Origin of the sequence: Leptolyngbya sp. GB1-A1 (assembly GCF_039962475.1) — a bacterium.
Lineage (GTDB): Bacteria > Cyanobacteriota > Cyanobacteriia > Elainellales > Elainellaceae > Leptolyngbya_A.
The window spans coordinates 21,432-44,987 of the sequence record NZ_JAMPLI010000043.1 but is presented as its reverse complement, the minus strand read 5'-3'; the positions used below and the strand labels follow the sequence as shown (position 1 = coordinate 44,987).

The following is a 23,556-nucleotide window of genomic DNA, read 5'->3' as shown; positions in this document are numbered from 1 at the left end:
GAAAGTTGGCAGCAAGAGCAGGCTTAGCTTGATAGGAAAAAATACAGCTCCCTCAACTTCTCTCATCAAAAGTTGGTCTAAGGCAAAAATGCTGGGTTCGATCGGATGCGAGGTGGGGTCTGTGGCTCAAAGAGCTGCGGCTGTTTTCAGCCGATGTGCCAGCAGGGTGTAGCGTTGCTGATCTCGAACTTGACTAATTGCTGTTGCGATTGCCTTTTGTCCGCCCACCAGAACGACCAGACGACGGGCACGAGTTAGCCCGGTATAGATTAGGTTGCGCGAGAGCATGATTTGATGCTGCGTGAAGATAGGAAGAATCACAACCGGGTATTCGCTGCCCTGGGATTTGTGAATCGTCGTCGCAAATGCCAGCGTGATTTCATCCAGGTCGGCGTAGTCATAAGTCACCTCCCGCTCTCCAAATCGCGCTAATAATTCCTGCTCCTCAGTGTCGATCGCGCTGATAATCCCCAGGTCGCCATTGAACACCTCGCGGTTGTAGTCATTTTTCAATTGCAGAATGCGATCGCCAACTCTCAGCGTCATGCCTCCCCGCACCAGCTCTGCTCTGCTGGGATGGGGTGGATTGACCAGTTGCTGGAGAACCTGGTTCAGGTTGCGGGTGCCCATCTCGCCCCGACTCATGGGACAAAGCACCTGGACATCGCGGGCTGGGTCAAATCCGAGCTGCGGAATGAGATGCGTCACCATATCTTGAATGCCAGCGACACCATACTCCGGGCTTTCAGCCACAAACCAGAGACAGTCGGATTTGGGCTGGTTGCATACTCGTTCTAGCTGTGGCAGGTCTCCTCCATTAATGCGGTGAGCGTTGGTGACGATTGCAGATTGCTGCGCCTGTCGAAACACCTGAGTGAGTCGGACGACGGGTATAAGTCCAGAAGCAATCAAATCATTGAGGACTGCACCAGGACCGACACTGGGCAACTGATCTGTGTCTCCCACAATCAAAAGATGAGCATTGGGTGCAACTGCCTTAAAAAGCGAATTGGCGAGGAACAAATCCATCATCGAAGCCTCATCCACCACGATCGCTTCAGCGGGGATTGGGTTGCCCTGGTCCCGCTTAAATTTCATTGTTTTGGGGTCGATTTCCAGCAGGCGGTGCAGGGTTTTCGCGTCCTGCCCGGTCATCTCACTGAGCCGCTGAGCCGCTCGTCCGGTGGGAGAAGCAAGCGTGATTGTCTTCCCCATCGCTCTCCAGAGGGCAACGATTGTTTTGCAGGTAAAGGATTTACCCGTACCGGGACCCCCTGTAAGGATCAGCACCCGATGGGAGGCTGCCATGATGACTGCCTGCCGCTGCTGCTGGGACAATTGAAGCTTAGTACTGGCAATAAAGCGATCGATCCAGCGCTCCACGCGCGGCACATCAACCGTGACAGGCTGGCTTAGCAAGTGCTTCACTCGGTTGGCTAAGCCCTGCTCAGTGTGGAAAAACGGCGGAGCATAGCAGAGGAATTGTCCCTGAAAATCAGCCGTTCCGCCCTGCATCATCAGTTCCCCATCCATTGCCATGTCGGTCGTAAGGGCAAGGATATCGCTTGCATCAATGCGATGATCCGGGAGAGCCAATCGTTCGACGGTGCGTTCCACCAGTTCAGATTGAGGCAAGAAACAGTGCCCCTCCTCGGCTGCTTCGCTCAGGATATGCAGCAGTCCGGCGCGATAGCGGAATTCGGAGTTGGGGTGAATGCCAAGATTCCGGGCGATCGCGTCAGCGGTGACAAAGCCGATGCCGTAGACATCAGTCGCAAGCCTGTAAGGATTTGCGGTAACAATTTGAATGGATTCATCGCCATAGTGCTTGTAGATCTTGACCGCATAGGTGGTCGAAACCCCGTGCGTCTGTAGGAACAGCATCACTTCTTTGATCGCCTTTTGCTCGACCCAGGCGGCTTGAATCATCTTGATTCTTTTTTTGGCGATGCCAGGAACTTCGACCAGGCGATCGAGATGGTGTTCGATAATGTCGAGTGTTTGTACTCCAAAGTGAGCAACAATGCGTTTTGCGGTAATGGGTCCAACACCTTTGATCAGTCCGCTGCCCAGATACTTTTCAATACCCGTCAAGGTCGCAGGCTTGGTTTCCTGGTACTGCGTCACCTGGAACTGGGGACCATACTTGGGATGCTCCCGCCAGGTGCCCTGCATTTGCAGCGTTTGCCCAGCCTGAAGGTTAGCGAAACTGCCAACGATCGTAACAAGTTCACTTGTGCGAGGTGCTTTCAGTCGCGCTACGGTGTAGCCTGATTCTGCTGAGTGATAGGTGATTCGTTCGACAACGCCTTGAAGTCGCTCTAGTGTCTGCTGTTTGTCAGGGGCAAGAGACTGCTGTATGGCATCAATTGTCATTTTTAGCTGTAGATAGCTTTTTTCTCTTGAACTCAGCGGTTATGGCTTCCGGTGGTTTTCTTCAGGTAACAATTCCTGAGTCAAATGCCTAATTAAGGTTTCAAATGCCACCCACTAAATATTTGCCAAGTAGCGATTCCTTTTCCTGAAGCAACTGCTTCAGTTCGGCGATCGTCGCTTCTAGTTGTTTCCTTTCCTCCTGAGATAACCCCTGGACAAATCCAGGATCATTCGGAATGAGGCTTTCAACCTGTTGCTTTGTCTTTGTTAGCTTTGATTGAATTTGGGCGACGGACTGGTGCTTAGTAGGTTTATTGGTTTTAACCAAGTTCCTGATTTGGCTGACGCTGAGATCTTCCGTAATCACCTTGTCTAAGAGTTCGCGTCGAGCTTGCTCATCCGTCACCTTTGCCAGTTCAAGAGCTTTTATCTGTCCAATTTGTCCCTTTTGGTACGCTTCCAGAATATCTGGGGGAAGATTGAGAAGACGTAGGCGATTCGCAATAAATGTAATTAGGGAGAGAGTGGGTTCTAACTCCTTGAAGCCCTCCTCAATAGCTTGCTTAATTTCAGGATCAATCGACGCTTTTCCTGCGGCTGCATTGCGATATTGATAGAGTGAAGCGATTACTTCCTCTCTCGTCTTTTTCAACATCAAGGAGAGCAGGTAAATGATCTCATTGGTGTCGTCCAGTTCGTTGAGATTCTGCCGACGATTGTTTTCAGCCCGACACAGCTTTGCAGCGGTCAGGTCATCGACTTCCATAATGTCCGCAGCGATCTCACTCAGCCCTGCTACCAGGGCTGCATCAGTGCGCGTTTCTCCACCAATGATCCAAAGTGAGCCATCGGGTTTCTTCTGAACCCAGATTGTGCCCCGAAAGCCATAATCTCGAATACTGGCTACCAGTGCTCCAAATTTCTGTGGATCGCGTTCGCTCCGTGACTTATAAGAGCGTCGTTGAAGCTCTGAGATTGGAATAGTGGCTTGGGAAATATTTTCTGGTGCAACTCGACTCAGAAGATCCTGTTTTCGCTGCGATAATTCCTGTTCTAGTTCCTGAATCTTCTGGGACATTTCAGCAATCTTTTGATCCTGCTGCTGACCCAATAGAGAACTTGAAAACAACGTGGAAGCACTGGTAGGGGGAGTTCGTCCCATTGCTGCTTATTCTCCTGCAAACTCTTGAATCAAAGTGGAAACGATTGGGGCGAAATCGCCGTTAGCAGCGTGTCCTGGGCGATAGCGAATTAAGGGAGCCACGCCACGATTCGCCGCATTTTCAAACTCTTTGGATTCTCTGACTCCTGTGAAACAGGGAATGCCTTGTTGCTCCAGGACAGGAGCGATCGTTGACGCATAGTATTTCTGGTCAGCGTTAGTCGCAACTTTCATCGGAACGCCCCCCAGAATTTTTGGAGCAGGTTCAAGATCAAGGGATTGCTCTGCATCACGTAGCCAAATTAGCAGACTATCCAGCCCAGCTGCTTTGACGCTCATTGGGAGAGGAAGAAAGATATGAGTTGCGACCGCCATCGCGCAATAGCTCATCAAATCCATTGAGGCTGGTGAGTCCAGAATGATCAGGTCGTAGTCTGGTGGATATTTCTTGAATGCCTTCTTCAGCACGTATTCCTTTGCTGGGCGAAGTGCCAGTTCTACCGAAAGCGAAATCATCGCGTCTCCGCCAGGGCAAATGTCAAATCTACCTCTGGAATGAGGAGTTCCCCAATCAGGCGTAAGAATGGGGTATGAACCGTTAAAGTCTTTGTCAAACAATACGGCAGTTGTCTTATCAGGCGGCTGAATAGGATTTTGCCCACAGAACCGAGCAGCAGATCCATTCGTATCTAGGTCAACCAGCAATACTCGTGCGCCTCTGAGAGCCAGCAGGTATCCCAAGTTCACTGCAAGCGTTGTTTTGCCAATCCCGCCAGCGTTGGCGACGATCCACAAAACGATTTGCCGATTAATTTGAATGCTGCCTTGCTGCCGTCCCGAATTTGTTGCAGGGAGGGAAGAAGTTGCCATCTGTATGTGATTAGGGAGGTAGAATTTTAGGCGTAACGTTACGCCTAACTGTAGCTACTAAGTTTAAGCACAACGTTACGCCTAATGATAGCGTCAAGCGCAACGTTGCGCTTAACATTGACAAAAGTTTTTAGGTGAAATCCTGGCTGGAAGAGTCTAAACTTACAGCTACGCTTAAAGCCTCAGTCAATTACTTTGAATGCCTAATGCAGCGCTCCATTCAGCTTCTTAGTGGCACAGGAGAGATTGTCGCTGGACTACTGTGTAGTATGAGCGATCGCCACTTGGAAGACTTCGAGACAATTTGGAAAGGAATTTTGAGAGCAACAGAGCAGCTAGATAGCTATTGGAGTTGGAACTATAAGCTACGGCAGAGCAAGCAGGATGCTCGTTATGAAGCCTATTCGATTGAGGTAGATAGTCTCACTCAAGGATTGATGTTTCTTGAAACCCAATGGCATCAGTCGCAACTGCCTCAACGTTACCCGCTGATCTATATAGAGGCATTAGCGGCAGCACCTTGGAATCGACGGCAACTGGAAGACCCGCCTTATTTAAGAGGAGTCGGGCGAACATTGCTGCTGTTTGCACGGCAGCGAAGCATGGAGTTGGGGTATGAAGGCAGGGTCGGGCTACACGCTTTGCTGAGTTCAGAAGGATTCTATCGCCGCAATCAGATGCTGGCGTATGGCGCAGATCCAGAAAAAGAAGGCTTGATATACTTTGAGTACGGCGTATTGCGTCGAACGACTTACCCCTGACGCTCTAGGAAAATCTAATGGACGATTCCACCCTTGCCGCACAATATGCTCAGAGCGGTGACCTGATGGACCTATGTAGCAACGAGGCTTGGCTGAGGGATTCCGCCCACGTTGAAGATTCGGAGCAGGCGGAAGCGGGACTGGCGATGAAAGAGTATAGCGAGTCAGTTCAGGCACTCACGGTTGAGCAAATGCAGCAATTACGCCAGCAGGTGAAAGTCCAATCGATTCTTTTCGTTGCTCTGCGGGAGTGGATGGAGTCGTGGGATCTAGGAGCAGGGCTAGAGGCTACTTATACGATCGCTCGCCGCTTGGTTCGTACTCGCCTAGCAGATTTAAATCCGCAGCAACAAGGAGCGATTGAGGAGCTATTGTCAAGAGAAACCATACCGGGAAGTATCAGCAAGGTTACTAGACAGCAGACCGTAGCAATCTTATCTGGGATATTTACACAGGAGGATTGGCAGGCAATGGCAGAAGCCGCATCGCACTCTATCTCATCGCGAGTGCTGAAAGCAGGACAAATACAAACTGAGACAGCAGCAGTGTGAACTTTGGATCTTCCAAGATTCAGGTCTACTATTATCTTGACTCAGATAGATCTAAGACAACTGTTGTCTTAAAGAATGCTCAAAGCTGGAAAGCTTGCTGACGAACATCAAAACACTATTGACGTAGTAATCAACGATCGTCAGCCAGATGCAGTCGATCGCCAAGCAGTGCATTGCTCGATCTGGAATTCGCTAGAGTTAAACCTTGTATCGCGATTTTGAGGTTCGGCAAATGGTGCGTGAACAATTTCCTCAAGCGCAATCGACTCCAGTGCCGGATTGCCCACCTTTGCAAAGCGGCGACCATCTAACGCGCCCGGAATTTGAGCGACGCTATGCCGCAGCCCCTCATATCCGAAAAGCAGAACTGATCGAAGGCATTGTTTACGTAGCATCCCCTTTAAGGCACGAGCAGCATGGCAAACCCCACAGTCGCATCATCACCTGGCTCGGTGTCTATCAGGCAATGACTCCTGGCATTGACCTGAGCGATGCGCCAACTGTGAGGCTCGATCTTGATAATGAACCGCAGCCTGATGCAGTACTGTTTATTGAGACAGCGGCAGGGGGGCAAACTCGAATCAGCAGTGACGGCTATATTGAGGGAGCGCCCGAACTTATTGTCGAGATTGCAGCCAGCAGTGCTGCTATCGATACGGGCATTAAAAAGCAGGTGTATCGGCGCAACGGGGTGTTGGAGTACATCGTTTGGCAGTCCTACGAGAACCAACTCGAATGGTTTGTTCTCACGGAGGGGGAGTATCAACGGCTCCCCGCAGATTCAGTGGGGAGTATCCGCAGTCAGGCGTTTCCAGGATTGTGGTTAGCCGTGTCAGCCCTTCTAAGCAATCAGATGGCACAGGTGCTGGAGACGCTACAAAGGGGATTGCAGTCGCCGGAACATCGGAAATTTGTAGAGCGACTGGAAAAAGCGAAATAATGTCTTTCAGTTTCTGTCCCTACATTACAACTATCCAAATGCCAGCCGTATACGCACTAATAAATTATTCAACGCTGTTTTTGTAGAGGGAGCTTCCGGCAAATGACTGCGATCGCTCTCTGCTTTCAAAGTTTCTACCAGCCGCTGATACTCCTGCTGGTGGAACGCCAGATCGGCTTGACTCAGAAGTGCTTTTTCGCTGCTGCTCAGCTTTCGGGCAATCAGATCGGCAAGGTAAGGAAGCTGAAACTTCTCATTCAACTTCACCAAATTTGCCTCAATCTCGCCTGTTTGCATCAGGTGAATGCCTGTCAGCAGAACACGATAGAGATAAAGTAGCGGTTTGACACGGTGGGGTGTTTCCTTCTCAAATAGCCGCCACTGCGTTTGAGCAAACCCCAGGTAGTGATGGCTGTGATGGCGCGTGATGCAGCCTTGGGCGATCGCCTTCAGTTCCTCATGCTCTGCGATAGCGTAGACAACGTGCGGCGAGTAAAGCTGCTCCAGGACATAGCCGTTTCGCTTCAATAGCAACCCACAAAACTTCTTGAGGTCATGGGTGACGAGATCAAGCTGTAATCCGTCTTGAAGCTGTGAAACCTCGGTCGTTTCCTGTCCCATATCCAGTCCAATTACCTGCTTGAGCGGCAGAATGTGAACGCTTCGCAGATCATAGTCGGAGTCAGGCGAGGGAAAGCCATAAAGGTGTGCGCCGCTAATTGTGGCAAATAGAAGCGGATAGGGTTGTTGTGTCGCGGTAGTGAGCAGTTGGGCTGGGAGTGAGTTCATGGTTCAGTGGCAGCCATGCTGCGACGTGCTTCAATCAAAAAGGCATTTGCCTTCTCGTAGTTTGGACGTTCGGGAAGTTTCGTGTTGGCAAAGGCGCGATCGAACGTTTGATGCAGCTGAAGCCGCCATTCGTTGACTGCATCCCACGACATCTCCTGATGCCGGATGGCTAAAAGCTGCGATCGATAGTCTTCAACCTGCACCGGCACAAACCCTTCTTTGAGTACAGTGATGCCAGAGAGCAAGAGACGAATCAGGTGCATTGCGTGCTTCCAGCGAATCTCGCCTTTGCTGCGGAGATCCTGCTCCATCTTCTTGAACTGCGACAGCACATAGCTGTTATAGGTCTGATACACCAACTGTGACAGGAAAATTGCCCGGATCTGCAACAGTTCTGTCGCGATCGAGGTTGCTGTTTCAACCAGGGGCGTGTAGAGGCACTCCAGCACATTTGGATTTGCCTTCAGTGCCAGGATCAAAAACTTTTGGAGTTCCCAGTAGCATTCCTGGGTGGCAGCGTTTTCTAGCTGCTCTGGAATGCCGTAAAGTGACCAATGCAAGGTGGCAGGGGGTAAATAAATTCCCCGACGATCGATGTCCGAGGCTTCGTTGTCTAGCCCATACGCCCTGGAACCGACGATACAACGATAAATGACAGCATTGTACAGGTTATAGTCGTTCAGCACTGCCTCAGAAGTCTGTAATCCCTCATTCTGGTAGTGTTTGCGGATGCTGAACTCATGCCGTCGCAAATTGACAGTAGACCCATCCGTCAGTTGAATTTGATAGGCGTGGGAGTTATCGGTGGGGGATTTGACGATCGCGCCTACTGCTCCCCGCAGACAGACGAGTTTTCCGGTCGAGGTTTTAACCTCCACACGGGCGACGACCTGCGTCCCCACAGGCAAGATCAGATTGTAGGCAGGAGTCCCCTTTTGCATCATGCTGCCTTTCTAGTAAATGATGTTTGTAGTATATTGTAGTATGTCGTTTGGAAACAAACTCATCAGGCAAATAATGCTTCCTGCATCAATATGCCCATTTACTAATCAAAACTGCGTTGCTTGCCTGTGTTACGCAGTGGCGGATTGCTGCGATCACCAAAGCAGTTCATTCAGTACAGGCAATCCTGGTGCGCTAGTGGACTGTGCGAAGTGGGCTGGTGATTGACTGTAGAACTACAGGTGTCTGCGTGCAGATAAGTCGCAAGGAATTGCCAAAGGGTTTGTATGCCTCATATCACTGTCAAGAATCTCAGCAAGACTTTCTTTGTGTCTCAGCGAGCCTCGGGTCCTTGGGGTTCAGTCCGAGGCTTAATGCAGCGACAAACAAAACCGGTTCAGGCATTAAGAGGCGTTTCATTTTCGCTAGAACAGGGAGAATTGGTGGGCTACATTGGTCCGAATGGAGCCGGTAAATCGACCACGATTAAAATTCTCAGCGGCATCCTCGTGCCCTCCAGTGGCACTTGCGTGATTAATGGACGAACGCCCTGGAAAGACCGGATTCATCATGTCGGGCAGATTGGCGTTGTGTTTGGGCAGCGGACTCAGCTCTGGTGGGATTTGCCGGTGATAGAGTCTTTCGACTTGCTACGGGACATTTATCGGGTACCTCACGCGCAGTACCGACGGACCCGCGATGAAATGATTGATCTGCTGGATCTAGAGGACTTGCTCTCGACCCCGGTGCGGCAGCTCAGCCTGGGACAGCGAATGCGGTGTGACTTTGCTGCTGCCATGCTGCATCGACCGGACATCCTGTTTCTGGATGAGCCGACGATCGGACTGGACGCCGTCTCCAAGCTTGCCGTGCGGAAATTTATCAAAGCTCTGAACCAGAGCCAACAGGTGACGACGATCCTGACAACTCACGATATGGATGACATTGAGGCGCTGTGCGATCGCGTCATTATTATTGGGAACGGCGAGATTCTCTGTGACGGTTCGTTGACAGCTTTGCGTTCCCAGGTGTCCTCGCGTCGATATTTGAGAATTGATTTGAAAACGGATGAATTCAAGTTTGAATCAGCCGGAGTGCATCTTCTGACTCGAGTAGGGCGAACTGTCACCCTGGCGTTTGATCCAATTCAAATCTCTGCTGCCGCCCTGATTCGTCAAATTACGGCTCAACATGACGTGGAAGACCTTTTTGTGGAGAATCCACCGATCGAAGAAATTATTGCCGAACTATATGCAAAGACAGGAGGGGGATAGGATGCAAGCTTACCAGTCGCTATTTTATGCTCGATTGGCCTTGCTGCTGCAATATCGAGCGGCAGCGTTTGCGGGAATTGCAACGCAGCTTTTCTGGGGTGTGGTGAAAGTGATGGTGCTCGCTGCATTTTTTAGCCATAGCACTGTAGCTCAACCGATGACCCTGCCGGAGGCGATCAGCTATGTCTGGCTGGGACAGGCGTTTATCATGGCGATCGTCCCTTGGTCCGGCGATCGAGAGGTTCAAGAATTAATTCGCTCTGGCGCGGTAGGATACGACCTGCTGCGACCGATCGATCTCTACAACTTCTGGTTTACCCGTGCCCTGGCAATGCGGACGGCACCCCTGATTCTGAGGGCAATTCCGATTTTGAGCTTAACCCTGCTAATTCTGCCGCTGGTCGGGTTAGCTCAATGGGCGCTGGCAACACCACCCTCGCTGGCAGCACTGGCTGCGTTTGGGATGTCTTTTACGGGTGCAATCCTTCTATCTGCTGCCCTAACGATGCTGCTCACTGTCTCGATGCTGTGGACGCTCTCTGGAGAAGGCATCAATACGATTGTGCCAACTCTCGTCATTATGCTGTCTGGCATGATTGTGCCGCTGCCGCTGTTTCCCCAGTGGGCTAAACCACTACTGAATTTCCTGCCTTTCTCTGGATTGCTCGACCAGCCGTTTCGTCTTTTTACAGGCAACCTTCCCCCCGATGCCTTGGGGCGTGTGCTGATGCATCAGACAGTCTGGATTGTCATCGTGATTGGGTTTGGGCGGCTTTTGGTACGTCGAGGCGTGAAGCGATTAGTGATTCAAGGAGGCTAACTTGTGAATTCACTGCGTCTCTATTTGCGGTATATCTCGGTCTCGTTCAAGGCGCAAATGCAATACAAGGTGTCTTTTGTGCTGCAAACGGTGGGGCATCTTTTCGGTACCGCGATCGAGTTTTTTGGCATCTGGGCATTGTTTAGCCGGTTCAACAGCATTGGCACCTGGACGTTAGTGGAGGTGGCACTCTTTTATGGCATGGTTAATGTTTCCTTTGCCTGTGCTGATGCACTGGGACGCGGGTTTGATACGTTCGCCAAGCTGATCAAAAGCGGTGAATTCGATCGATTGCTGCTGCGTCCTCGCAGTACGGTTTTACAGCTTTTGGGAACTGAATTCACGCTCAGACGCATGGGGCGGTTCTCCCAAGGGCTGATGGTTGGGGGATGGGCACTGGCAACGCTTCAGATTCCTTTAACGCTGCAAACTGCCTGGTTACTGAGTGTGTCATTTGTTGGCAGCGTTGCGCTGTTTCTGGGGATCGTGATTGTGCAGGCAACGCTCACCTTCTGGACGATCGAGTCACTCGAAATCATGAACATCCTCACTTATGGAGGGGTTGAAACGGCTCAATATCCTTTTTCGATTTATAGCCAGTGGTTTCAGCGATTCTTCACCTTTTTGATTCCGCTCGCCTGCGTCAGCTATTTCCCCATCCTGGCAGTGCTGAATAAAGCCAGCGTCTTCTCAGTGCCTTTATGGTTTTGCTTTATTTCCCCGATTGCAGGCGTTCTATTCCTGCTCATGGCACTGCAACTTTGGAAGACAGGAGAACGGTATTATTGTTCTACTGGAAGTTAAGAAGCAGCCATTTGATCCTGGGAAGGCGATCGTTCCCTTATATCCTACCCTTAAAGAATTATTTGAATTAGCGGTGTGGAGAATGGATTGGCGATCGAGTTTTGATGTTTACCATGAGTTTGGAGCTTGCTGCACTACTCCAGCTACACCTTCGATCGGTTCTGGGGATGTTGTTGCTCTAGGTAAGAATCCTTTCCCAGAACTGGTGTGAGAATATGGTTAAGCTGGGAAAGTAGAAACGGCAATTTATTCAGAACTTAGTCAACAATGGCAGTTGCGATAGAACCTCTAAGAGGCAAAGCTCTTTTGAGCAAATTAAAGGAAATTCCAACCCTTTCCAAGTCAGAGAAGGCAAAAGCCTGTGGCTATGTCACGAGAGCGAAGGATAAGGAAAGGGCGAATTTATCAGAGTTTATCGAAGCGATCCTGGAGGCTCAAGGCTTAACGGTAGAGCCAGAGCAAACAGGAGGAAGGGGTAGAACTCCGACGTATCGCGTTTCTGTCCATGCCAACGGACAGATTGTGATTGGAAAAGCCTACACGGAGATGATGGGTCTAAAGCCAGGGGACGAGTTTGAGATTAAGCTGGGCTATAAGCACATTAAGCTCGTTCAGATTCAAGCCGAAGGGGACTTGACCAATACCGAGGTTTGATTTCCCAAGTCATAGATAAACCGTACACAGGCTTAATCAGCAAAAGAGGTAGAGGATTGGTCGTTTGGTCTTCGTCGATCTTTTGGTCTGGATTATTCTTTAACCTCTACAGGCTACAAGAAACCCAGAGCAGACCTGAAACTCAAGGGCATTCTGACTTCTACTATCTTAGCTAGAGAGAATAATCCATGATGCAGGGCGATCGGGATCAGCGTTAAACAAGCAAAGCCGATCACGCCGACAGCTCCCTGCGCGACACAGCACAGTCCATAGCTAAACAGCTCAACGCTAGAAACAGTCTCAGTCGTGTCAGCATCGATCGCAGTCAATGCAGCAGTAGCAGGCAACTTTTCTACCTCAGTTGTAAGGATTGGGCTGCTACTTTCGCCACACCCGCACCATGATTGTGATTCGACTGGTCAGGATGACGCGAAGTTGTAATGCCTGCAGCAATTACGGGTAACAGTTGCCGATGGTTGACAACTTCACTAGCATTGCGTAACAAACTCCAACTGCTTGCACTCGTCGCGCTCTAGCGGTGAGATCCTCCATGCCATTCAGCGGAACGGACTTAATCTGGAGCAATCTATCCGCATCGCGGGAGATTTGGAATTGGAACCCGAATCTGCCCAGCGAGGAATTTTCTCTTTTTGCAAATTGCTGTAAGTTTCAGGGATAAGTCGCTTTGCCGTTGCAACCGACGGACACTACTCCCCAGGCTCAACCTCCCTCCCACGAAACCAACGAAAATACGCCGGACATTGGTGGTGGGATTCCAGTGATTGAATATTGGGCAAAGCATACGCTATTCCCGGAGGGACCAAAACTCTGGAAAACGCTGTTTCATCACAGTGCTTGCTTGTCATGCTCCTGGGGCACAGGGGGACAGAAGGGCGGTTTCACCAACGAGGAAGGGGAAAAACTGCAACGCCGTATGAAAAGCGTGGAAGCGATTTCCGCTGAAATTCAGCCCCTGTTCCAGCTCACTTTTTTGACACCCACTCAATCGCCCAGCTGCAAAAACTGTCATCCCTCGAAGCCGATCGTCTGGGACGGCTCAGTTTTCCGCTGATTCGGCGAGCAGGCAGCGATCGCTTTGAACGGATTTCCTGGGATGAGATTTATGCGATCGCCACCGCTGCATTTCAGAAATCGCCAGAGCGAGTTGCATCCTACGGTTGTGTCGCAAAAACGGGTCAATGGTAAGGTAGGACAAGCCCGACTCCCCTGACTCGCTCTCCAATGTCTACGTCCTCCCTGTTCAAATGGCGGCACTTTTTGCCTGAAATCATCCTGCTGAATGTGCGGTGGTACTGTCACTACTCCCTGAGCTACCGCGATTTAGAGGAGATGATGCAGGAGCGAGGCATGGGAGTAGATCATTCGATGATCAACCATTGGGTGTTGAGGTACACCCCAGAATTGGACAAACGCATTCGACCGCACCTGAAACCGACGAACGATTCGTGGAGAACCGACGAGACGTATTTCAAAGTCAAGGGCGTATGGAAGTATCTGTATCGCGCGGTTGATTCAGCAGGTAACACCCTAGACTTCAGGTTGAGTGCGAAACGGGATGCGAAAGCTGCCGCACGCTTCTTTCGCAAAGTACTCAAGGGTCAGCACACCCAGTCTCCACGGGTCATTACCGTAGACAAGAATGCCGCTTATCCAGTGGCAATAGACGCTCTCAAAGCAGATGAAACGATTGAAAAAGAGACTGAATTAAGGCAGAGCAAATATTTGAATAATGTGATTGAGCAAGACCATCGGCACATCAAGCGTATTGTAAAGCCGATGATGGGATTTAAGACGTTCAACAGTGCGAGAAGAACGTTGAGCGGAATCGCAGCGATGAATATGATGAGAAAAGGACAAGTGAAAGGAATCGAACCAGGAGATATTGCCTCTCAAGCGAAGTTTATTGAAGCAATCTTTGGAATTGCTGTTTAAGGGAATGCAAACGTTACCGATCGGTTGTCCTTTATAAGTTTTTGCGACACAACCTTGGCAATCTAGCTCGTTATCTAGATGTAGAGAAGGGGGAAGCTGACCAAGCATTGCTATCTGTTTGGGGTTAAGCCAAAAGATTACTCAGATTTGTTTTCACTCAATTTTTAAGGTTAGGAATTGCTTGAACTTCATGGACAGTTTGTTGCTGGCATAGGTATGTTATCAACACAAAGGCAACACTCTAAAACAACAGGTTCTTCTACTGTTTGGGAACTGGCTGTTTGAGAATCATTGACGATCGTTGAATCTGCATCTTCCCTCGCTTCTGCTTCGATAATTTTCTGAATCAATCCAGGGTTGCAGTCTTCAATTGCTTCTTTCAAGCCACGAATTAGGACTACGGCTGGATCGCTGGAGCTTTGCTGTTCCTGAGCTAAATTACCTGAATTTTGTCGTGCTTCGTTAATTAAATATTGTGCTACCTTTGCTGGGTCTATAGTTACCCCAAACGGCTCAAGAGTTAAATTAAGAAATCTTGCCTTTTCAAGCAACTCACTCTGTGACTTGACCACTTCCTCAAGGCACTTACTTAAACTCTCCTCTAAGTCAGGAGGTAGTCGGTTTACATTACGATCAGTTGTGCTAGTAGAACGGTTTAATTGCTGATACTCAATCTGTGTCGTCTGGGAAGGTTGGAAAGGTGCAGTAGAGGGGGCAAAGCCTAAAAAAACAGCTACATCTGCTGACCAAATCGCTGCTGCTGTTACAAGAACCGCACCTATAAGAATTGGTTCTGGGACAGAGGATTCAGGTCTATCATCTTGCCTAGACTGTCCTGCTTTATTGACTGCCCCTAATTCAGAAGATGAGGAGCCTATAAAGAAGATTCCTACATAAAGGTCATTCTTTTCATTAATCAAATTGTGTTTTGAAGGATTCTCATCAATGTACACATGTCCACTAGGAAGAATGCGATCAACAATGTACTCTCCTGGAGGTAAATCTCGAAATGTATGTTCTCCAGGGGTATCAGTGGTGGCGACAACAGTGGCAGAATCAATCTTCTTGCCCATTTTTTCCTGTAAAATGATATCAATTGAAACTTCTTCATTTGGCATCATATTGCTGAGGTTAAATAGGATCGAGCTAAGTTTAGTCTTATTGATTATTCATAAGAAGCTAGTCTGCCGCTCCGCCCGTTCTGCCTTAGTAAAATAATTGAAGAGATGCCATCATAATTCTAACTACATCTACTTGAACAGTTACTTCAACAACTTCTTTCACTTATAAAAAAGGAAGCCTACGTGCAATCTGAATTCCTGTTGGTAAGAATCCTTCTAACGCATATTCAGCCGCAGCATCTGCATAATAGGTTGTAATAGGAAGTCGTATAGTTTGAGTCGATCCAATATGCATCTCGCTCAACCAGTAGACCTGAGCGGCAAGAGTGCCCGGAGTCGTGTTTCCCATACGACGACGGATCGTAATGGGACGAGGAACAAAGTTAGTTCCACCCTTAATCTCTTTAGCTCCGGTGGTCATGAGAGCAACTTCTTCATCTGAGAGAGACCAACCCCAACCCCGCTGGGGGTTCTCCCACATCTCGGTTCTGTCGTTATATTGGCCTGCTCGGTCATAGCCCGATTTCAGCACCTCGACGACATCAACCTCTTTTACTCCGTTAGCGTGTAGCTCAGGCATCAATTCTGAGAAAAGGCTAAACTCGTCATCTTGAAGAAGTCCGTCGCGGTGGATTACCAGATGTTCTAGCTGCTTTTGTTCGTGTTGTTCAAACAGGTTAATTAAATCGAAAATAATTTTTCGCAGGGAATTGGAGTCAAAAGTTTCTCGATGAGCCTGAAAGTCGGCTGCTGACCAACCAATCACCCTCCCTAGCTGGTTAACAACGAAAGCTGCTGCACCAACGGCTCTGCCGTCTTTTCGTCCTACATCTAACCCGACAAAAGCCTGAGCATTACCTGGCATCTGCCGCAGTTGCCAGGGAGAATGCCCCAATTTACCAAGCACTCCAAGCAGCAAGTTGTTCCCAGTACTGGGTTTGAAAGGACTATGGATTGTACTAAGTTCAATTCCCTGAGAGGGTAGCATTGCCTGAACAAACTGACGTTTTAGAACAGGGTAAGGATCAGCAATGAGATTATTACGATAGCCTTCCTTATCTGGAACGCACATTAAAACTAAATTAGCCTCCTGTAGATTGCGGCATTCCCTCTGGATTCCTAAAGTATTTCCCAATGGATACGGACGATAACCTATCAGGTCAACACCAATATCAAAACTTTCAATATATTGAGTAAAGCTTTGGCACCAAGCCTTCACGTTTTCTCCTTCAGGATGAAAAACAATTGCTTTAATTTGAGCAGGCTTGTCTAAAAGCTGTTTCCGATTCAATCCTTGAGCAGGGAAGCTTCCTATTACGTTGTTACCAAAATCGAGATTCCGTTCGTAGTTCTTTTTCTTAGCAAGCTCTACAAAATTAATCTGCCGCTGCGGGCGATAAGGAGAATCCTCAAAGGAGATTGCCTGTTCAAGAACTATCAAACCACCAACTTCGTTTAGCTTCGCGATAATTTGAATGGCTTCTTTAAACCTTTGGTCGATCGTCCAGACCTGCTCATTAAATCTCCGCGCATCTACATCATCCCTGGAGAATGCCTTTTTAAGAAGTTGAGGAATATGAGGATAAATTACATCCCTGCCCTGAGAGCCATAGTTAGCCCAAATTGCTCTAGTCTGTGTAGGAATTGCATTTAAGATACTGGGCGAGATTATTCCTTTTCGTCGATGGTATTCTACAAGGCTAATGTTGCCAAGGCTTTCTAGTGGCTCAGAGACAGTGAAGTCTGAAATACCCGAAAAGCGGCAACCTGCACCATCATAGGTATGGATTAAAGGCTGATTAATAGAAATTGTTTCAGCACCTCGCTCGTGAACAGTCAAGCGATCGTTATATTCGCTGCTGTAATCAAGGGAGAGGCAAATGTGATTTTCGCTGTCAACGCGAACATCCCACTTTAAGTATCGTTGTGCCTCAATATCATTGGAGATAGGCACTGTCTTCCTAGCAAACGCTTCGCGGTGGTAAGCGTTGACCTTTAAGTTTCGACCTTGAAAGTATCGAACGACCGAGCGGTTAATGACTTGCTTTAGTGAGAAGCTATGTTCTAGTGAGGTGAGATCAATCCTTTCTGTTTCAATTACTCGAAAATCTAAACAAGTCTGTAACGGAGACGAACTGAGTAAGCTTCCACGCCTTCCGGCGACAACTTCATAACCTGTATCTTTACGCAATTGATTTGCCAATTTGCCTAATTCACTGGGCAAATCTCTGGGCTCGATCGCCCGTAGAAGATCGACTTGGTGGAGGTTGAATAGGATACTTCGGATCGCAACCGTGGAGCGAAAGCTAAGTTCGTAGATTACCATTAAGTTTCCACCTGACCAGTGCATTTAGCGTACTGCACACTAGGTATAGAATTAATCAGTAATTCTATCACTACACCTAGCAATTAGGGGAGTACACTAAATGTTTTATCCGCCCCTGGTAAGCTGCGGTTGCACGAATGTCTTCTAGAACTGAGATTAATCCACCTACCTGCTCTGGGTCGAACACACCTTCTGGTCCTTCAGGGCAGATGTTTGTGAAAGGAGATTCGTAAAGTAAAGCAGGCTCCATAATGCCGTGGTGGGTTAGGTAGTCGATGATCAGGTTGATGAATTCAATCTGGTTTGCGGACGTGGCAGAGCCGGAGAGGAACTGCCCAAAGGCTTACTTTGCAGCTTCCCGGTTTAACCCTACTAGCGATCGAATAAACAGACCTAATCCTTGGCTAGTCTCTTTGAGATATCCCAGATGCTCTAATGTGCCGAAGCAGGATTCTAGCAGAGTACGCTCCAGCTCACTCAGGTCGGTTGGGGTCAGGGGTTGGTTAAAGCAGAGTTTATGGATCGTGATGTGATCCTCATATGTTAGGGAGAACTACCTTACTTTTGCCCGGGAGGATCGAACTCAGTGCCGAAGCTGAAGATTTTGATTGAATGTGCTGAATCAGCACTCGCTCATTGTGCATCTAGGCAATCTCTATTTGGCGGAAGCCGTGCGTACCGGCTCCCTCAATTCTTAACCGCTTGGAGCCTACCCCTAGAATGGCTTCGGCAGAGTCCAGGCAAAAGTGTCCTCTCGCCTAGCAACATAAAAATAGACAGGGACGGTTGCTCCAATCTCCTTTCAGCAGCTACTTCAACTCCAGTGACACCGGGGACCGATCGCGTCTCCTGATTACCTTTCGTCATTCTCCGTTGGAAGGTAATGCGATCGCGTATTCCCCCACCTACCCCATACACATCAGCGATATGCAACGAACACGCCTCATTGATCCGCGCAGTGGTGTAGAGGCATATGTCAAACAATGCCTGATCGCACTCCGCTAGCAAACCCTCTACATAAGAGAGCAATGACAGGGAGGCAATCGCCTCCACCCCTTTCCTCCATCCCAGTCAAAGCAGCAGCCAAAATAGCTTGAAATTCGATACCGGTCCAAGTGTTCCGTTAAACAACCAAGAGAGTTCCTGCGGCGAGAGGAGCTTGGCTTGGTCATGACGACTGATTTTCACAAGTTGAGCAGTACAAGTGTTCAGACGATTTACACTAGGAAATACCAATTTCCTCACCTAATAGCGCAAACCCTTGCTCAACGGTTGTTTTTAGCTACCATGATGAGTAATTAACTGCACTTATCTCTATCTGACAATCCTAAGACAACTTTTCCTCCCAATTCTCCCAAATTCCCTCTAATCAAGCCTTTGAAGGCGATCGGGATCCTGCTAAACCTCAGTTCAACTTGATGCGTGTCAAAATAAGGTCAACCATTATGAATCTGACACGCATCAAAACTGAAATACCCAGAACTGAAAGCCAGACTCGCAGAGCTAGAAATAGAGATCGCTGCCCTTCAAGCAGCGGGAGATGTTTTGCTCAATGCGCGGATTGACTCCTCAGTGCTAGGCGGAACAACCGTGCGAGGGTGTCCTTCTGTGCAGTATCAGCTGAGAGTTCAGGGGCAAAAGGCGCGCTACTTGAAAGCTGCCCAAGTGGCAGAAATGCGAGCGGCGATCGAGCGTGGCAAGCAGCTCAAGCAATTAGAGCGAGAACAGCAAAGACTGAGAGCAAAAATGGCGCAATTAGTAGCAAACACAGCGGAGCTAGGGTTGGAGCTACCCGATTAAGCTTAGCCTGCATCATCGTTTTGATGCGTGTCAAAATCTGACTCAATGCTTTCAAACTTGACACGCATCAAATTTTCCTCATACTTGCGCAAGTGATCGAGCATCCTCATTTTGTCAGTCCTGACCGATTTACATCATTGTCAGCCTGACACCACTAATCGTATTTCCAACATCGCCCATCGTTTTCTGAATCCCTTCTTCTTCCGTTGACTGTAGCGATCGCACAGATAATTCACTTTGTCATGCAGCGGCAAAGTAATTGTAAAGCTCTTCCATCACATCCACTACCCGATCGCGGTACGGTAAATCCTTCGCCGTCTTCATGAAACTCCTGATAGGCTTTTGCCACCGACAAGTAGTTGGGAATCGTGAACATCCGCACCCAGCGTCCCAGAATCCTCATTGTGTTAACCGTGTTGAAGGATTGCGAACCCGACTGACCTGCATCAATGCTAGCGTTCTGCTCTATGTTGGTCTAATGGCTCTAAGTCCGAGGGGAATCTAGTCAATTTGATTTTTCATCATGCTTCATTATCATTAACAGCTTGTCGAGTCGGTCATTTGCCTCACGAGCAAATTTCAAACAGCTAATAAGCGGTGCTGTTCCGCCAGCAGTGGCAATTGCACCTTCAGGAATTTTTCCATTTGCAAGAAGAATTCCACCTGTAATAGCAACGGCCGAACACACTGCTGTCATCGTAAAAGCTAAGTTATAGCCGTGTCTAGCTTGTCGAATACGTTCATGTGCAATCTCTAGCTCTATAGCTTTAGATACCAATTGGGTGTGCCATTGCCAAAGTATCAGATTCTTCTCGAAGCCGTGCTGACTAATAATCTCATTGTGGATGTTCATGGTTTGTATGACTTTAGATTTACAATGTCATACAATTTTAGTGAACTCAATTTCTTGTAGTCTGTATTGAAAGATACAGAATATGCTAGAGAAGTCTTTGATAGTGGTCAAAGATAAAGGACTCTAGTATTTCATGAAAAACTCTTTGCGGATTAGCCACACTGTGTTTATATTTATACAGAAGATATACAAAACTCATCTTTTGTATAGCATTCTAGATCTCTAATCTCGTAGAACTACCCAGTAAACCTTAGTAAGCCAATGTCAGACAAAAACAAAACAACAAAGCTCTTCAGCTTTCGCCTTGATGTAACACTCATGGAAAAAGTTCGCCAAAGGGCTGAACAGGAGGAGCTTACAGTCACTCAATTGGTACACAGATACTTGAAGGCTGGAGTCGGCGAAGCTCCTCAAAAAACGAATTCTGTCCATTCAAGTAAAGCTGCGATTTTGACCCAGTTGGTGAAGTTGCTCTCGGACGGTGAAGGAGCGGTACCGGATGAATACTCTCCAAAAATTCAAGGTGAATTAGAAACAATTACTCAGCAAATTGAAAATATTGGTCAACAAATGAATTCTTTGAGCCAGCAAGTTGCACAGTTAACCGCCAGCGCAAACTCTAATGAGTCTCCTGACCTGTCATGTCAACCAAACTCCTCATCACACCAAATGCTTTGATTAACATTTATGTCTCAGCCAGGAATCCATATAGGACTTATCTCCACTCCTTCAGACGCCTGGTTGAACAAATCGAAAATCAAAGAGTCAAGCTGTACATGACGGAATTTGACTTCGTTCTCTCATTTATCTTGCCAAGAATTTTTGGATACGATTCCACGGAATACGAACTGGAAAGAATCATACAAAGCATTACAATTCTTTCAATTAATGAGGATGTTCTTGATACTGCATCTAAGCTCACAATCAATCCATCAGATGCTGTGAGAATAGGTGCGGTCATAGAACACTGTCTAGATGGGGTGATTACTTGGGAACCAGATCATTTCCTTCCTTCCTTTGGAATGAATGGTATGAGCAGTTGCTGTTGCTATCACAGAATTAAGTATGAAGAACTCTCTGCAGAGAGTGGAGACCAAAAAGCCGAAGATATCCCTAGCAGTATTGAAATCGATGTATTTTCTGTCAGCGCATTTTTGTTGTATTGTACCAATGAGAATTCCCCAGAATTGAGTTTTATAAATTATCAAGAATATCAGGCTAAAATTCCTGTCTGGCGTATCGCTGAATTCCACTACTCTGGTAGATCGTCCCGTAGGGCTGAGTTAATAAGCTATGTATCCGTTGAAATAGAGTTCGATTGTGGAAGATTTGAGAATGGTGTTGTGGAAGGAACTGAGGGCTTGATAGAGACAATTATCATGGCTATCAATGGTTGTGTAACTCAATATTTAAGCGGTTCTTGGAATTCAGAATCTATTGCTGCAATTGAGATAGCTGTTCCACCAGTATTACTTACTGACAGTTGGGGAGAAGTTCTCATAACCCTTGCCACGGAGGAGTATAAGTTTTTTGGCAGAGGATACCAACATGATTTTCCTAGAGCAGTAGCAGATGCTTATCTAAACGCATTAGCTGCCATCATGAACAGTCGTATTTTTCAACCCTAACTCTTGAACCCGTCACGAAGTGTGTAAAACAAAGGGTCGGATACTGTTGGCGAACCTCGATTGAGATCACATCAGCTATCCTGAAAACAAATCTCTATATTGCTGAGGGTGACTTGCCATGTCTCTCGCGTTTGAGCCAATCCCTCCCGTTCCTCCTGAAACAGTGCGTGTCGCTAAAGCTGCATTCCCAAAAGGTAACTTGTACATAACGCTGAGAGACGAGTTAGGTCCTATTTTCGGGGATGCAGATTTTGCCCACTTGTTTTCCAAAACTGGACAACCCGCGATTCCGCCCTGGCAACTGGCACTGATTACGGTGATGCAATTTCGAGAAAACCTCTCTGATCGGCAAGCCGCTGATGCCGTCCGTTCTCGAATTGACTGGAAATATTTGTTGGGTTTGGAGTTAACGGATGCAGGATTTGACTTCAGTGTATTGAGCGAGTTTCGTCAGCGCTTGATTGAGGGGCAAGCGGAGCATCTGTTACTGGACCGATTGTTGGAACACTGCCGTATCTTAGGGCTGGTCAAAGCTCGGGGCAAGCAGCGGACTGATGCCACTCGTGTGTTAGCCTCAATCCGAGCCCTCAGCCGATTAGAGCTAGTTGCAGAAACATTTCGAGCTGTTTTGAATGAACTCGCAACGCTGGTTCCTGAATGGACAGCACAAGTTGCTTTAGAACCATGGTATAAGCGTTACGGTCGTCGAATTGAAGATACTCGATTACCGAAAAGTACAACAGAACGAGATAAATATGCACAAACAGTAGGCGATGATATTGACTATCTATTGAAGTGCCTTGAGGAGTCTAATCTTTCAATTGATTGGGAGAACCTACCGAGCATTATTGCTCTAAAACTGATTTGGCAACGGCATTATGAAGTGATGACCGATGATCAAACAGGATTTAAGCAGGTCAGATTCAAACCTAAAAGTGAATTAACCAAGGCGGCTGAGGCAGTTGAATCGCCCTATGACAGGGATGCACGTTATCGCAGCCGGCATAGCCTTCATTGGACTGGATATATGGTGCATTTCAGTGAAACCTGTGACGATGAGGATTGCCATTTGATGACTCAGGTCATGACAACACCTGCAACGGTGCATGAGGTGAACTGTACCGACTCGATTCATCAAGCCTTGATTGATAAACAATTGCCACCCGATGAGCATTTTGTCGATTCAGCTTATGTCGAAGCTCATTTACTCGTGGAGGCTCAAGCCCAGGGTATTACGATGGTTGGACCCGCTCGTCCCAATCCCACTTGGCAAACCAAAACAGAGAATGCGTTTGACTTCACTCAGTTTGTGGTGGATTGGGAACATCAGCGGGTCACCTGCCCACAGGGCAAGCAGTCTATTTCCTGGTCCCCTTTGATTGGGCAGGATGGGCATCTTGTTTTCAAAGCCAAGTTTTCGACGCTGGACTGTGGACCTTGTGCCGCCCGTTCTCACTGTACTCGAGCAAAACCGCCTGCTGCGCGCAGTGTCCTGCTGATGCCACAGCCGCAGTATGCAGCGCTCAAGGCGGCAAGAGCGACCCATGCCAGTGCTGAAGGACAGCAACGGTACAAGCGTCGCGCTGGGATTGAAGGAACGCTCTCTCAAGGAGTTCGAGCGTTTGGACTCCGGCAAACCCGATATCGAGGACTAGCTAAAACCCATTTGCAAAATACTGCGGTCGCCACTGCAATGAACTTTGAGCGCTTGGTCAACTGGGTGACGGGTGTGCCAAGAGCAAAAACTCGGGTTTCTCGTTTCGCCGCTCTAGCGCCAGATTAAGGGAAGTGTGATCCTCGTCGAGCTTCGCCAACAGTATCGGGTCGTTTTATTTACAAACCCAACTGGCACACCGCAAATCGTCACTTCGCCAACAATAAATCCTAAAAGCTTCTGCCGCGATCGCAGAAGCTCCTACCAACAGCACGTTG

General features: G+C 48.2%; 22 protein-coding genes and 3 pseudogenes. 14 read left to right on the top strand and 11 right to left on the bottom strand.

What is annotated here, in order from left to right:
• Nucleotides 1-126: 126 nt before the first annotated feature.
• The 3 genes from NDI45_RS24830 to NDI45_RS24820 form a co-directional block, all read right to left on the bottom strand.
• Nucleotides 127-2,376, bottom strand: a complete 2,250-nt coding sequence (locus NDI45_RS24830; RefSeq protein WP_190791304.1) for an ATP-dependent RecD-like DNA helicase — start codon at nucleotides 2,374-2,376, stop codon at nucleotides 127-129.
• A 100-nt stretch (nucleotides 2,377-2,476) separates the two neighbouring features.
• Nucleotides 2,477-3,538, bottom strand: coding sequence for a ParB/RepB/Spo0J family partition protein (locus NDI45_RS24825; protein ID WP_190791303.1), 1,062 nt, complete (start codon nucleotides 3,536-3,538; stop codon nucleotides 2,477-2,479).
• 6 nt (nucleotides 3,539-3,544) lie between these two features.
• Nucleotides 3,545-4,408, bottom strand: a complete 864-nt coding sequence (locus tag NDI45_RS24820) for a ParA family protein (RefSeq protein ID WP_190791302.1) — start codon at nucleotides 4,406-4,408, stop codon at nucleotides 3,545-3,547.
• Nucleotides 4,409-4,614: 206 nt separating this feature from the next.
• On the opposite strand from NDI45_RS24820, the gene NDI45_RS24815 reads away from it, so the two are divergent.
• From NDI45_RS24815 to NDI45_RS24805, 3 genes are all read left to right on the top strand, one after another.
• Nucleotides 4,615-5,169, top strand: coding sequence for a hypothetical protein (locus NDI45_RS24815; RefSeq protein WP_242067254.1), 555 nt, complete (start codon nucleotides 4,615-4,617; stop codon nucleotides 5,167-5,169).
• Between the two features lie 17 nt (nucleotides 5,170-5,186).
• Complete coding sequence (locus NDI45_RS24810) at nucleotides 5,187-5,720, top strand: hypothetical protein (RefSeq protein WP_190791301.1); 534 nt, start codon at nucleotides 5,187-5,189, stop codon at nucleotides 5,718-5,720.
• A 232-nt stretch (nucleotides 5,721-5,952) separates the two neighbouring features.
• Nucleotides 5,953-6,660 carry a Uma2 family endonuclease gene (locus NDI45_RS24805; protein ID WP_190791299.1) on the top strand — a complete coding sequence of 236 codons (708 nt, stop codon included), beginning with the start codon at nucleotides 5,953-5,955 and terminating at the stop codon, nucleotides 6,658-6,660.
• A 30-nt stretch (nucleotides 6,661-6,690) separates the two neighbouring features.
• Here the strand turns inward: NDI45_RS24805 and NDI45_RS24800 are convergent, their stop codons facing one another.
• Together NDI45_RS24800 and NDI45_RS24795 are read right to left on the bottom strand one after the other, a co-directional pair.
• On the bottom strand, nucleotides 6,691-7,449 hold the full coding sequence (locus NDI45_RS24800) for a nucleotidyltransferase domain-containing protein (protein WP_348249275.1): 759 nt from the start codon (nucleotides 7,447-7,449) through the stop codon (nucleotides 6,691-6,693).
• Nucleotides 7,446-8,393, bottom strand: a complete 948-nt coding sequence (locus tag NDI45_RS24795) for a nucleotidyltransferase domain-containing protein (RefSeq protein WP_348249274.1) — start codon at nucleotides 8,391-8,393, stop codon at nucleotides 7,446-7,448. Before NDI45_RS24795 ends, NDI45_RS24800 begins: the two co-directional genes overlap by 4 nt.
• Before the next feature lie 285 nt (nucleotides 8,394-8,678).
• Between NDI45_RS24795 and NDI45_RS24790 the strand changes: the two genes are divergently transcribed.
• The 4 genes from NDI45_RS24790 (at nucleotide 8,679) to NDI45_RS24775 (ending at nucleotide 11,943) form a co-directional block, all read left to right on the top strand.
• Nucleotides 8,679-9,665 (top strand): ATP-binding cassette domain-containing protein, encoded by a 987-nt coding sequence (locus tag NDI45_RS24790; protein WP_348249273.1) that lies wholly within the window; start codon nucleotides 8,679-8,681, stop codon nucleotides 9,663-9,665.
• 1 nt (nucleotide 9,666) lies between these two features.
• A complete protein-coding gene (locus NDI45_RS24785) occupies nucleotides 9,667-10,485 on the top strand; it encodes an ABC-2 family transporter protein (RefSeq protein WP_190789735.1) in 819 nt (272 codons plus the stop codon).
• Nucleotides 10,486-10,488: 3 nt separating this feature from the next.
• Entirely contained in the window at nucleotides 10,489-11,289 is an 801-nt protein-coding gene (locus tag NDI45_RS24780; protein WP_190789736.1) for an ABC-2 family transporter protein, read from the top strand.
• A 267-nt stretch (nucleotides 11,290-11,556) separates the two neighbouring features.
• Nucleotides 11,557-11,943: an AbrB family transcriptional regulator gene (locus NDI45_RS24775; RefSeq protein ID WP_190792345.1), complete on the top strand. Its 387-nt coding sequence runs from the start codon at nucleotides 11,557-11,559 to the stop codon at nucleotides 11,941-11,943.
• Nucleotides 11,944-12,056: 113 nt separating this feature from the next.
• Here NDI45_RS24775 and NDI45_RS24770 read toward each other — a convergent pair whose 3' ends face one another.
• Nucleotides 12,057-12,290, bottom strand: coding sequence for a hypothetical protein (locus tag NDI45_RS24770; protein ID WP_190792344.1), 234 nt, complete (start codon nucleotides 12,288-12,290; stop codon nucleotides 12,057-12,059).
• Between the two features lie 344 nt (nucleotides 12,291-12,634).
• Between NDI45_RS24770 and NDI45_RS24765 the strand changes: the two are divergent.
• Both NDI45_RS24765 and NDI45_RS24760 read left to right on the top strand, forming a co-directional pair.
• Nucleotides 12,635-13,119 (top strand): annotated as a pseudogene (locus tag NDI45_RS24765) (oxidoreductase); the annotation flags it as partial.
• Between the two features lie 66 nt (nucleotides 13,120-13,185).
• The gene (locus NDI45_RS24760; RefSeq protein ID WP_190792343.1) at nucleotides 13,186-13,896 is read left to right on the top strand and encodes an IS6 family transposase; all 711 of its coding nucleotides are present in this window, start codon (nucleotides 13,186-13,188) and stop codon (nucleotides 13,894-13,896) included.
• Between the two features lie 188 nt (nucleotides 13,897-14,084).
• On the opposite strand, the gene NDI45_RS24755 is transcribed toward NDI45_RS24760, so the two are convergent.
• The 3 genes and pseudogenes from NDI45_RS24755 to NDI45_RS24745 all read right to left on the bottom strand — a co-directional run bounded on the left by NDI45_RS24755 (nucleotide 14,085) and on the right by NDI45_RS24745 (nucleotide 17,872).
• Nucleotides 14,085-15,017 carry a hypothetical protein gene (locus tag NDI45_RS24755; protein WP_190792342.1) on the bottom strand — a complete coding sequence of 311 codons (933 nt, stop codon included), beginning with the start codon at nucleotides 15,015-15,017 and terminating at the stop codon, nucleotides 14,085-14,087.
• 163 nt (nucleotides 15,018-15,180) lie between these two features.
• Entirely contained in the window at nucleotides 15,181-17,343 is a 2,163-nt protein-coding gene (locus NDI45_RS24750) for a Piwi domain-containing protein (protein ID WP_348249272.1), read from the bottom strand.
• A gap of 76 nt (nucleotides 17,344-17,419) precedes the next feature.
• Nucleotides 17,420-17,872: pseudogene (locus NDI45_RS24745) on the bottom strand (type I restriction-modification enzyme R subunit C-terminal domain-containing protein).
• 257 nt (nucleotides 17,873-18,129) lie between these two features.
• On the opposite strand from NDI45_RS24745, the gene NDI45_RS24740 reads away from it, so the two are divergent.
• Nucleotides 18,130-18,348, top strand: coding sequence for a hypothetical protein (locus NDI45_RS24740; RefSeq protein WP_190792340.1), 219 nt, complete (start codon nucleotides 18,130-18,132; stop codon nucleotides 18,346-18,348).
• 603 nt (nucleotides 18,349-18,951) lie between these two features.
• Nucleotides 18,952-19,143 carry a hypothetical protein gene (locus tag NDI45_RS24735; protein ID WP_190792339.1) on the top strand — a complete coding sequence of 64 codons (192 nt, stop codon included), beginning with the start codon at nucleotides 18,952-18,954 and terminating at the stop codon, nucleotides 19,141-19,143.
• Nucleotides 19,144-19,283: 140 nt separating this feature from the next.
• Here the strand turns inward: NDI45_RS24735 and NDI45_RS24730 are convergent.
• Both NDI45_RS24730 and NDI45_RS24725 read right to left on the bottom strand, forming a co-directional pair.
• A pseudogene (locus NDI45_RS24730) lies at nucleotides 19,284-19,668 on the bottom strand (arsenical resistance protein ArsH); the annotation flags it as partial.
• On the bottom strand, nucleotides 19,649-19,840 hold the full coding sequence (locus NDI45_RS24725; protein WP_347277884.1) for a hypothetical protein: 192 nt from the start codon (nucleotides 19,838-19,840) through the stop codon (nucleotides 19,649-19,651). The pseudogene NDI45_RS24730 and the gene NDI45_RS24725, both read right to left, overlap by 20 nt.
• Nucleotides 19,841-20,257: 417 nt before the next feature.
• On the opposite strand from NDI45_RS24725, the gene NDI45_RS24720 reads away from it, so the two are divergent.
• The 3 genes from NDI45_RS24720 (at nucleotide 20,258) to NDI45_RS24710 (ending at nucleotide 23,407) form a co-directional block, all read left to right on the top strand.
• Complete coding sequence (locus tag NDI45_RS24720; protein WP_348249271.1) at nucleotides 20,258-20,674, top strand: hypothetical protein; 417 nt, start codon at nucleotides 20,258-20,260, stop codon at nucleotides 20,672-20,674.
• Nucleotides 20,638-21,624 (top strand): hypothetical protein, encoded by a 987-nt coding sequence (locus NDI45_RS24715; RefSeq protein ID WP_348249270.1) that lies wholly within the window; start codon nucleotides 20,638-20,640, stop codon nucleotides 21,622-21,624. The genes NDI45_RS24720 and NDI45_RS24715 overlap by 37 nt, the downstream gene beginning before the upstream one ends.
• A gap of 118 nt (nucleotides 21,625-21,742) precedes the next feature.
• Nucleotides 21,743-23,407 (top strand): IS1182 family transposase, encoded by a 1,665-nt coding sequence (locus NDI45_RS24710; RefSeq protein WP_190791661.1) that lies wholly within the window; start codon nucleotides 21,743-21,745, stop codon nucleotides 23,405-23,407.
• Nucleotides 23,408-23,556 lie beyond the last annotated feature (149 nt).

Coding starts and splice junctions, on each gene's coding strand:
- NDI45_RS24830 (WP_190791304.1), bottom strand. CDS start 2,376: ATGACAATTGATGCCATACAGCAGTCTCTTGCCCCTGACAAACAGCAG.
- NDI45_RS24825 (WP_190791303.1), bottom strand. CDS start 3,538: ATGGGACGAACTCCCCCTACCAGTGCTTCCACGTTGTTTTCAAGTTCT.
- NDI45_RS24820 (WP_190791302.1), bottom strand. CDS start 4,408: ATGGCAACTTCTTCCCTCCCTGCAACAAATTCGGGACGGCAGCAAGGC.
- NDI45_RS24815 (WP_242067254.1), top strand. CDS start 4,615: ATGCAGCGCTCCATTCAGCTTCTTAGTGGCACAGGAGAGATTGTCGCT.
- NDI45_RS24810 (WP_190791301.1), top strand. CDS start 5,187: ATGGACGATTCCACCCTTGCCGCACAATATGCTCAGAGCGGTGACCTG.
- NDI45_RS24805 (WP_190791299.1), top strand. CDS start 5,953: ATGGTGCGTGAACAATTTCCTCAAGCGCAATCGACTCCAGTGCCGGAT.
- NDI45_RS24800 (WP_348249275.1), bottom strand. CDS start 7,449: ATGAACTCACTCCCAGCCCAACTGCTCACTACCGCGACACAACAACCC.
- NDI45_RS24795 (WP_348249274.1), bottom strand. CDS start 8,393: ATGATGCAAAAGGGGACTCCTGCCTACAATCTGATCTTGCCTGTGGGG.
- NDI45_RS24790 (WP_348249273.1), top strand. CDS start 8,679: ATGCCTCATATCACTGTCAAGAATCTCAGCAAGACTTTCTTTGTGTCT.
- NDI45_RS24785 (WP_190789735.1), top strand. CDS start 9,667: ATGCAAGCTTACCAGTCGCTATTTTATGCTCGATTGGCCTTGCTGCTG.
- NDI45_RS24775 (WP_190792345.1), top strand. CDS start 11,557: ATGGCAGTTGCGATAGAACCTCTAAGAGGCAAAGCTCTTTTGAGCAAA.
- NDI45_RS24760 (WP_190792343.1), top strand. CDS start 13,186: ATGTCTACGTCCTCCCTGTTCAAATGGCGGCACTTTTTGCCTGAAATC.
- NDI45_RS24755 (WP_190792342.1), bottom strand. CDS start 15,017: ATGATGCCAAATGAAGAAGTTTCAATTGATATCATTTTACAGGAAAAA.
- NDI45_RS24750 (WP_348249272.1), bottom strand. CDS start 17,343: ATGGTAATCTACGAACTTAGCTTTCGCTCCACGGTTGCGATCCGAAGT.
- NDI45_RS24725 (WP_347277884.1), bottom strand. CDS start 19,840: ATGACAGCAGTGTGTTCGGCCGTTGCTATTACAGGTGGAATTCTTCTT.
- NDI45_RS24720 (WP_348249271.1), top strand. CDS start 20,258: ATGTCAGACAAAAACAAAACAACAAAGCTCTTCAGCTTTCGCCTTGAT.
- NDI45_RS24715 (WP_348249270.1), top strand. CDS start 20,638: ATGTCAACCAAACTCCTCATCACACCAAATGCTTTGATTAACATTTAT.
- NDI45_RS24710 (WP_190791661.1), top strand. CDS start 21,743: ATGTCTCTCGCGTTTGAGCCAATCCCTCCCGTTCCTCCTGAAACAGTG.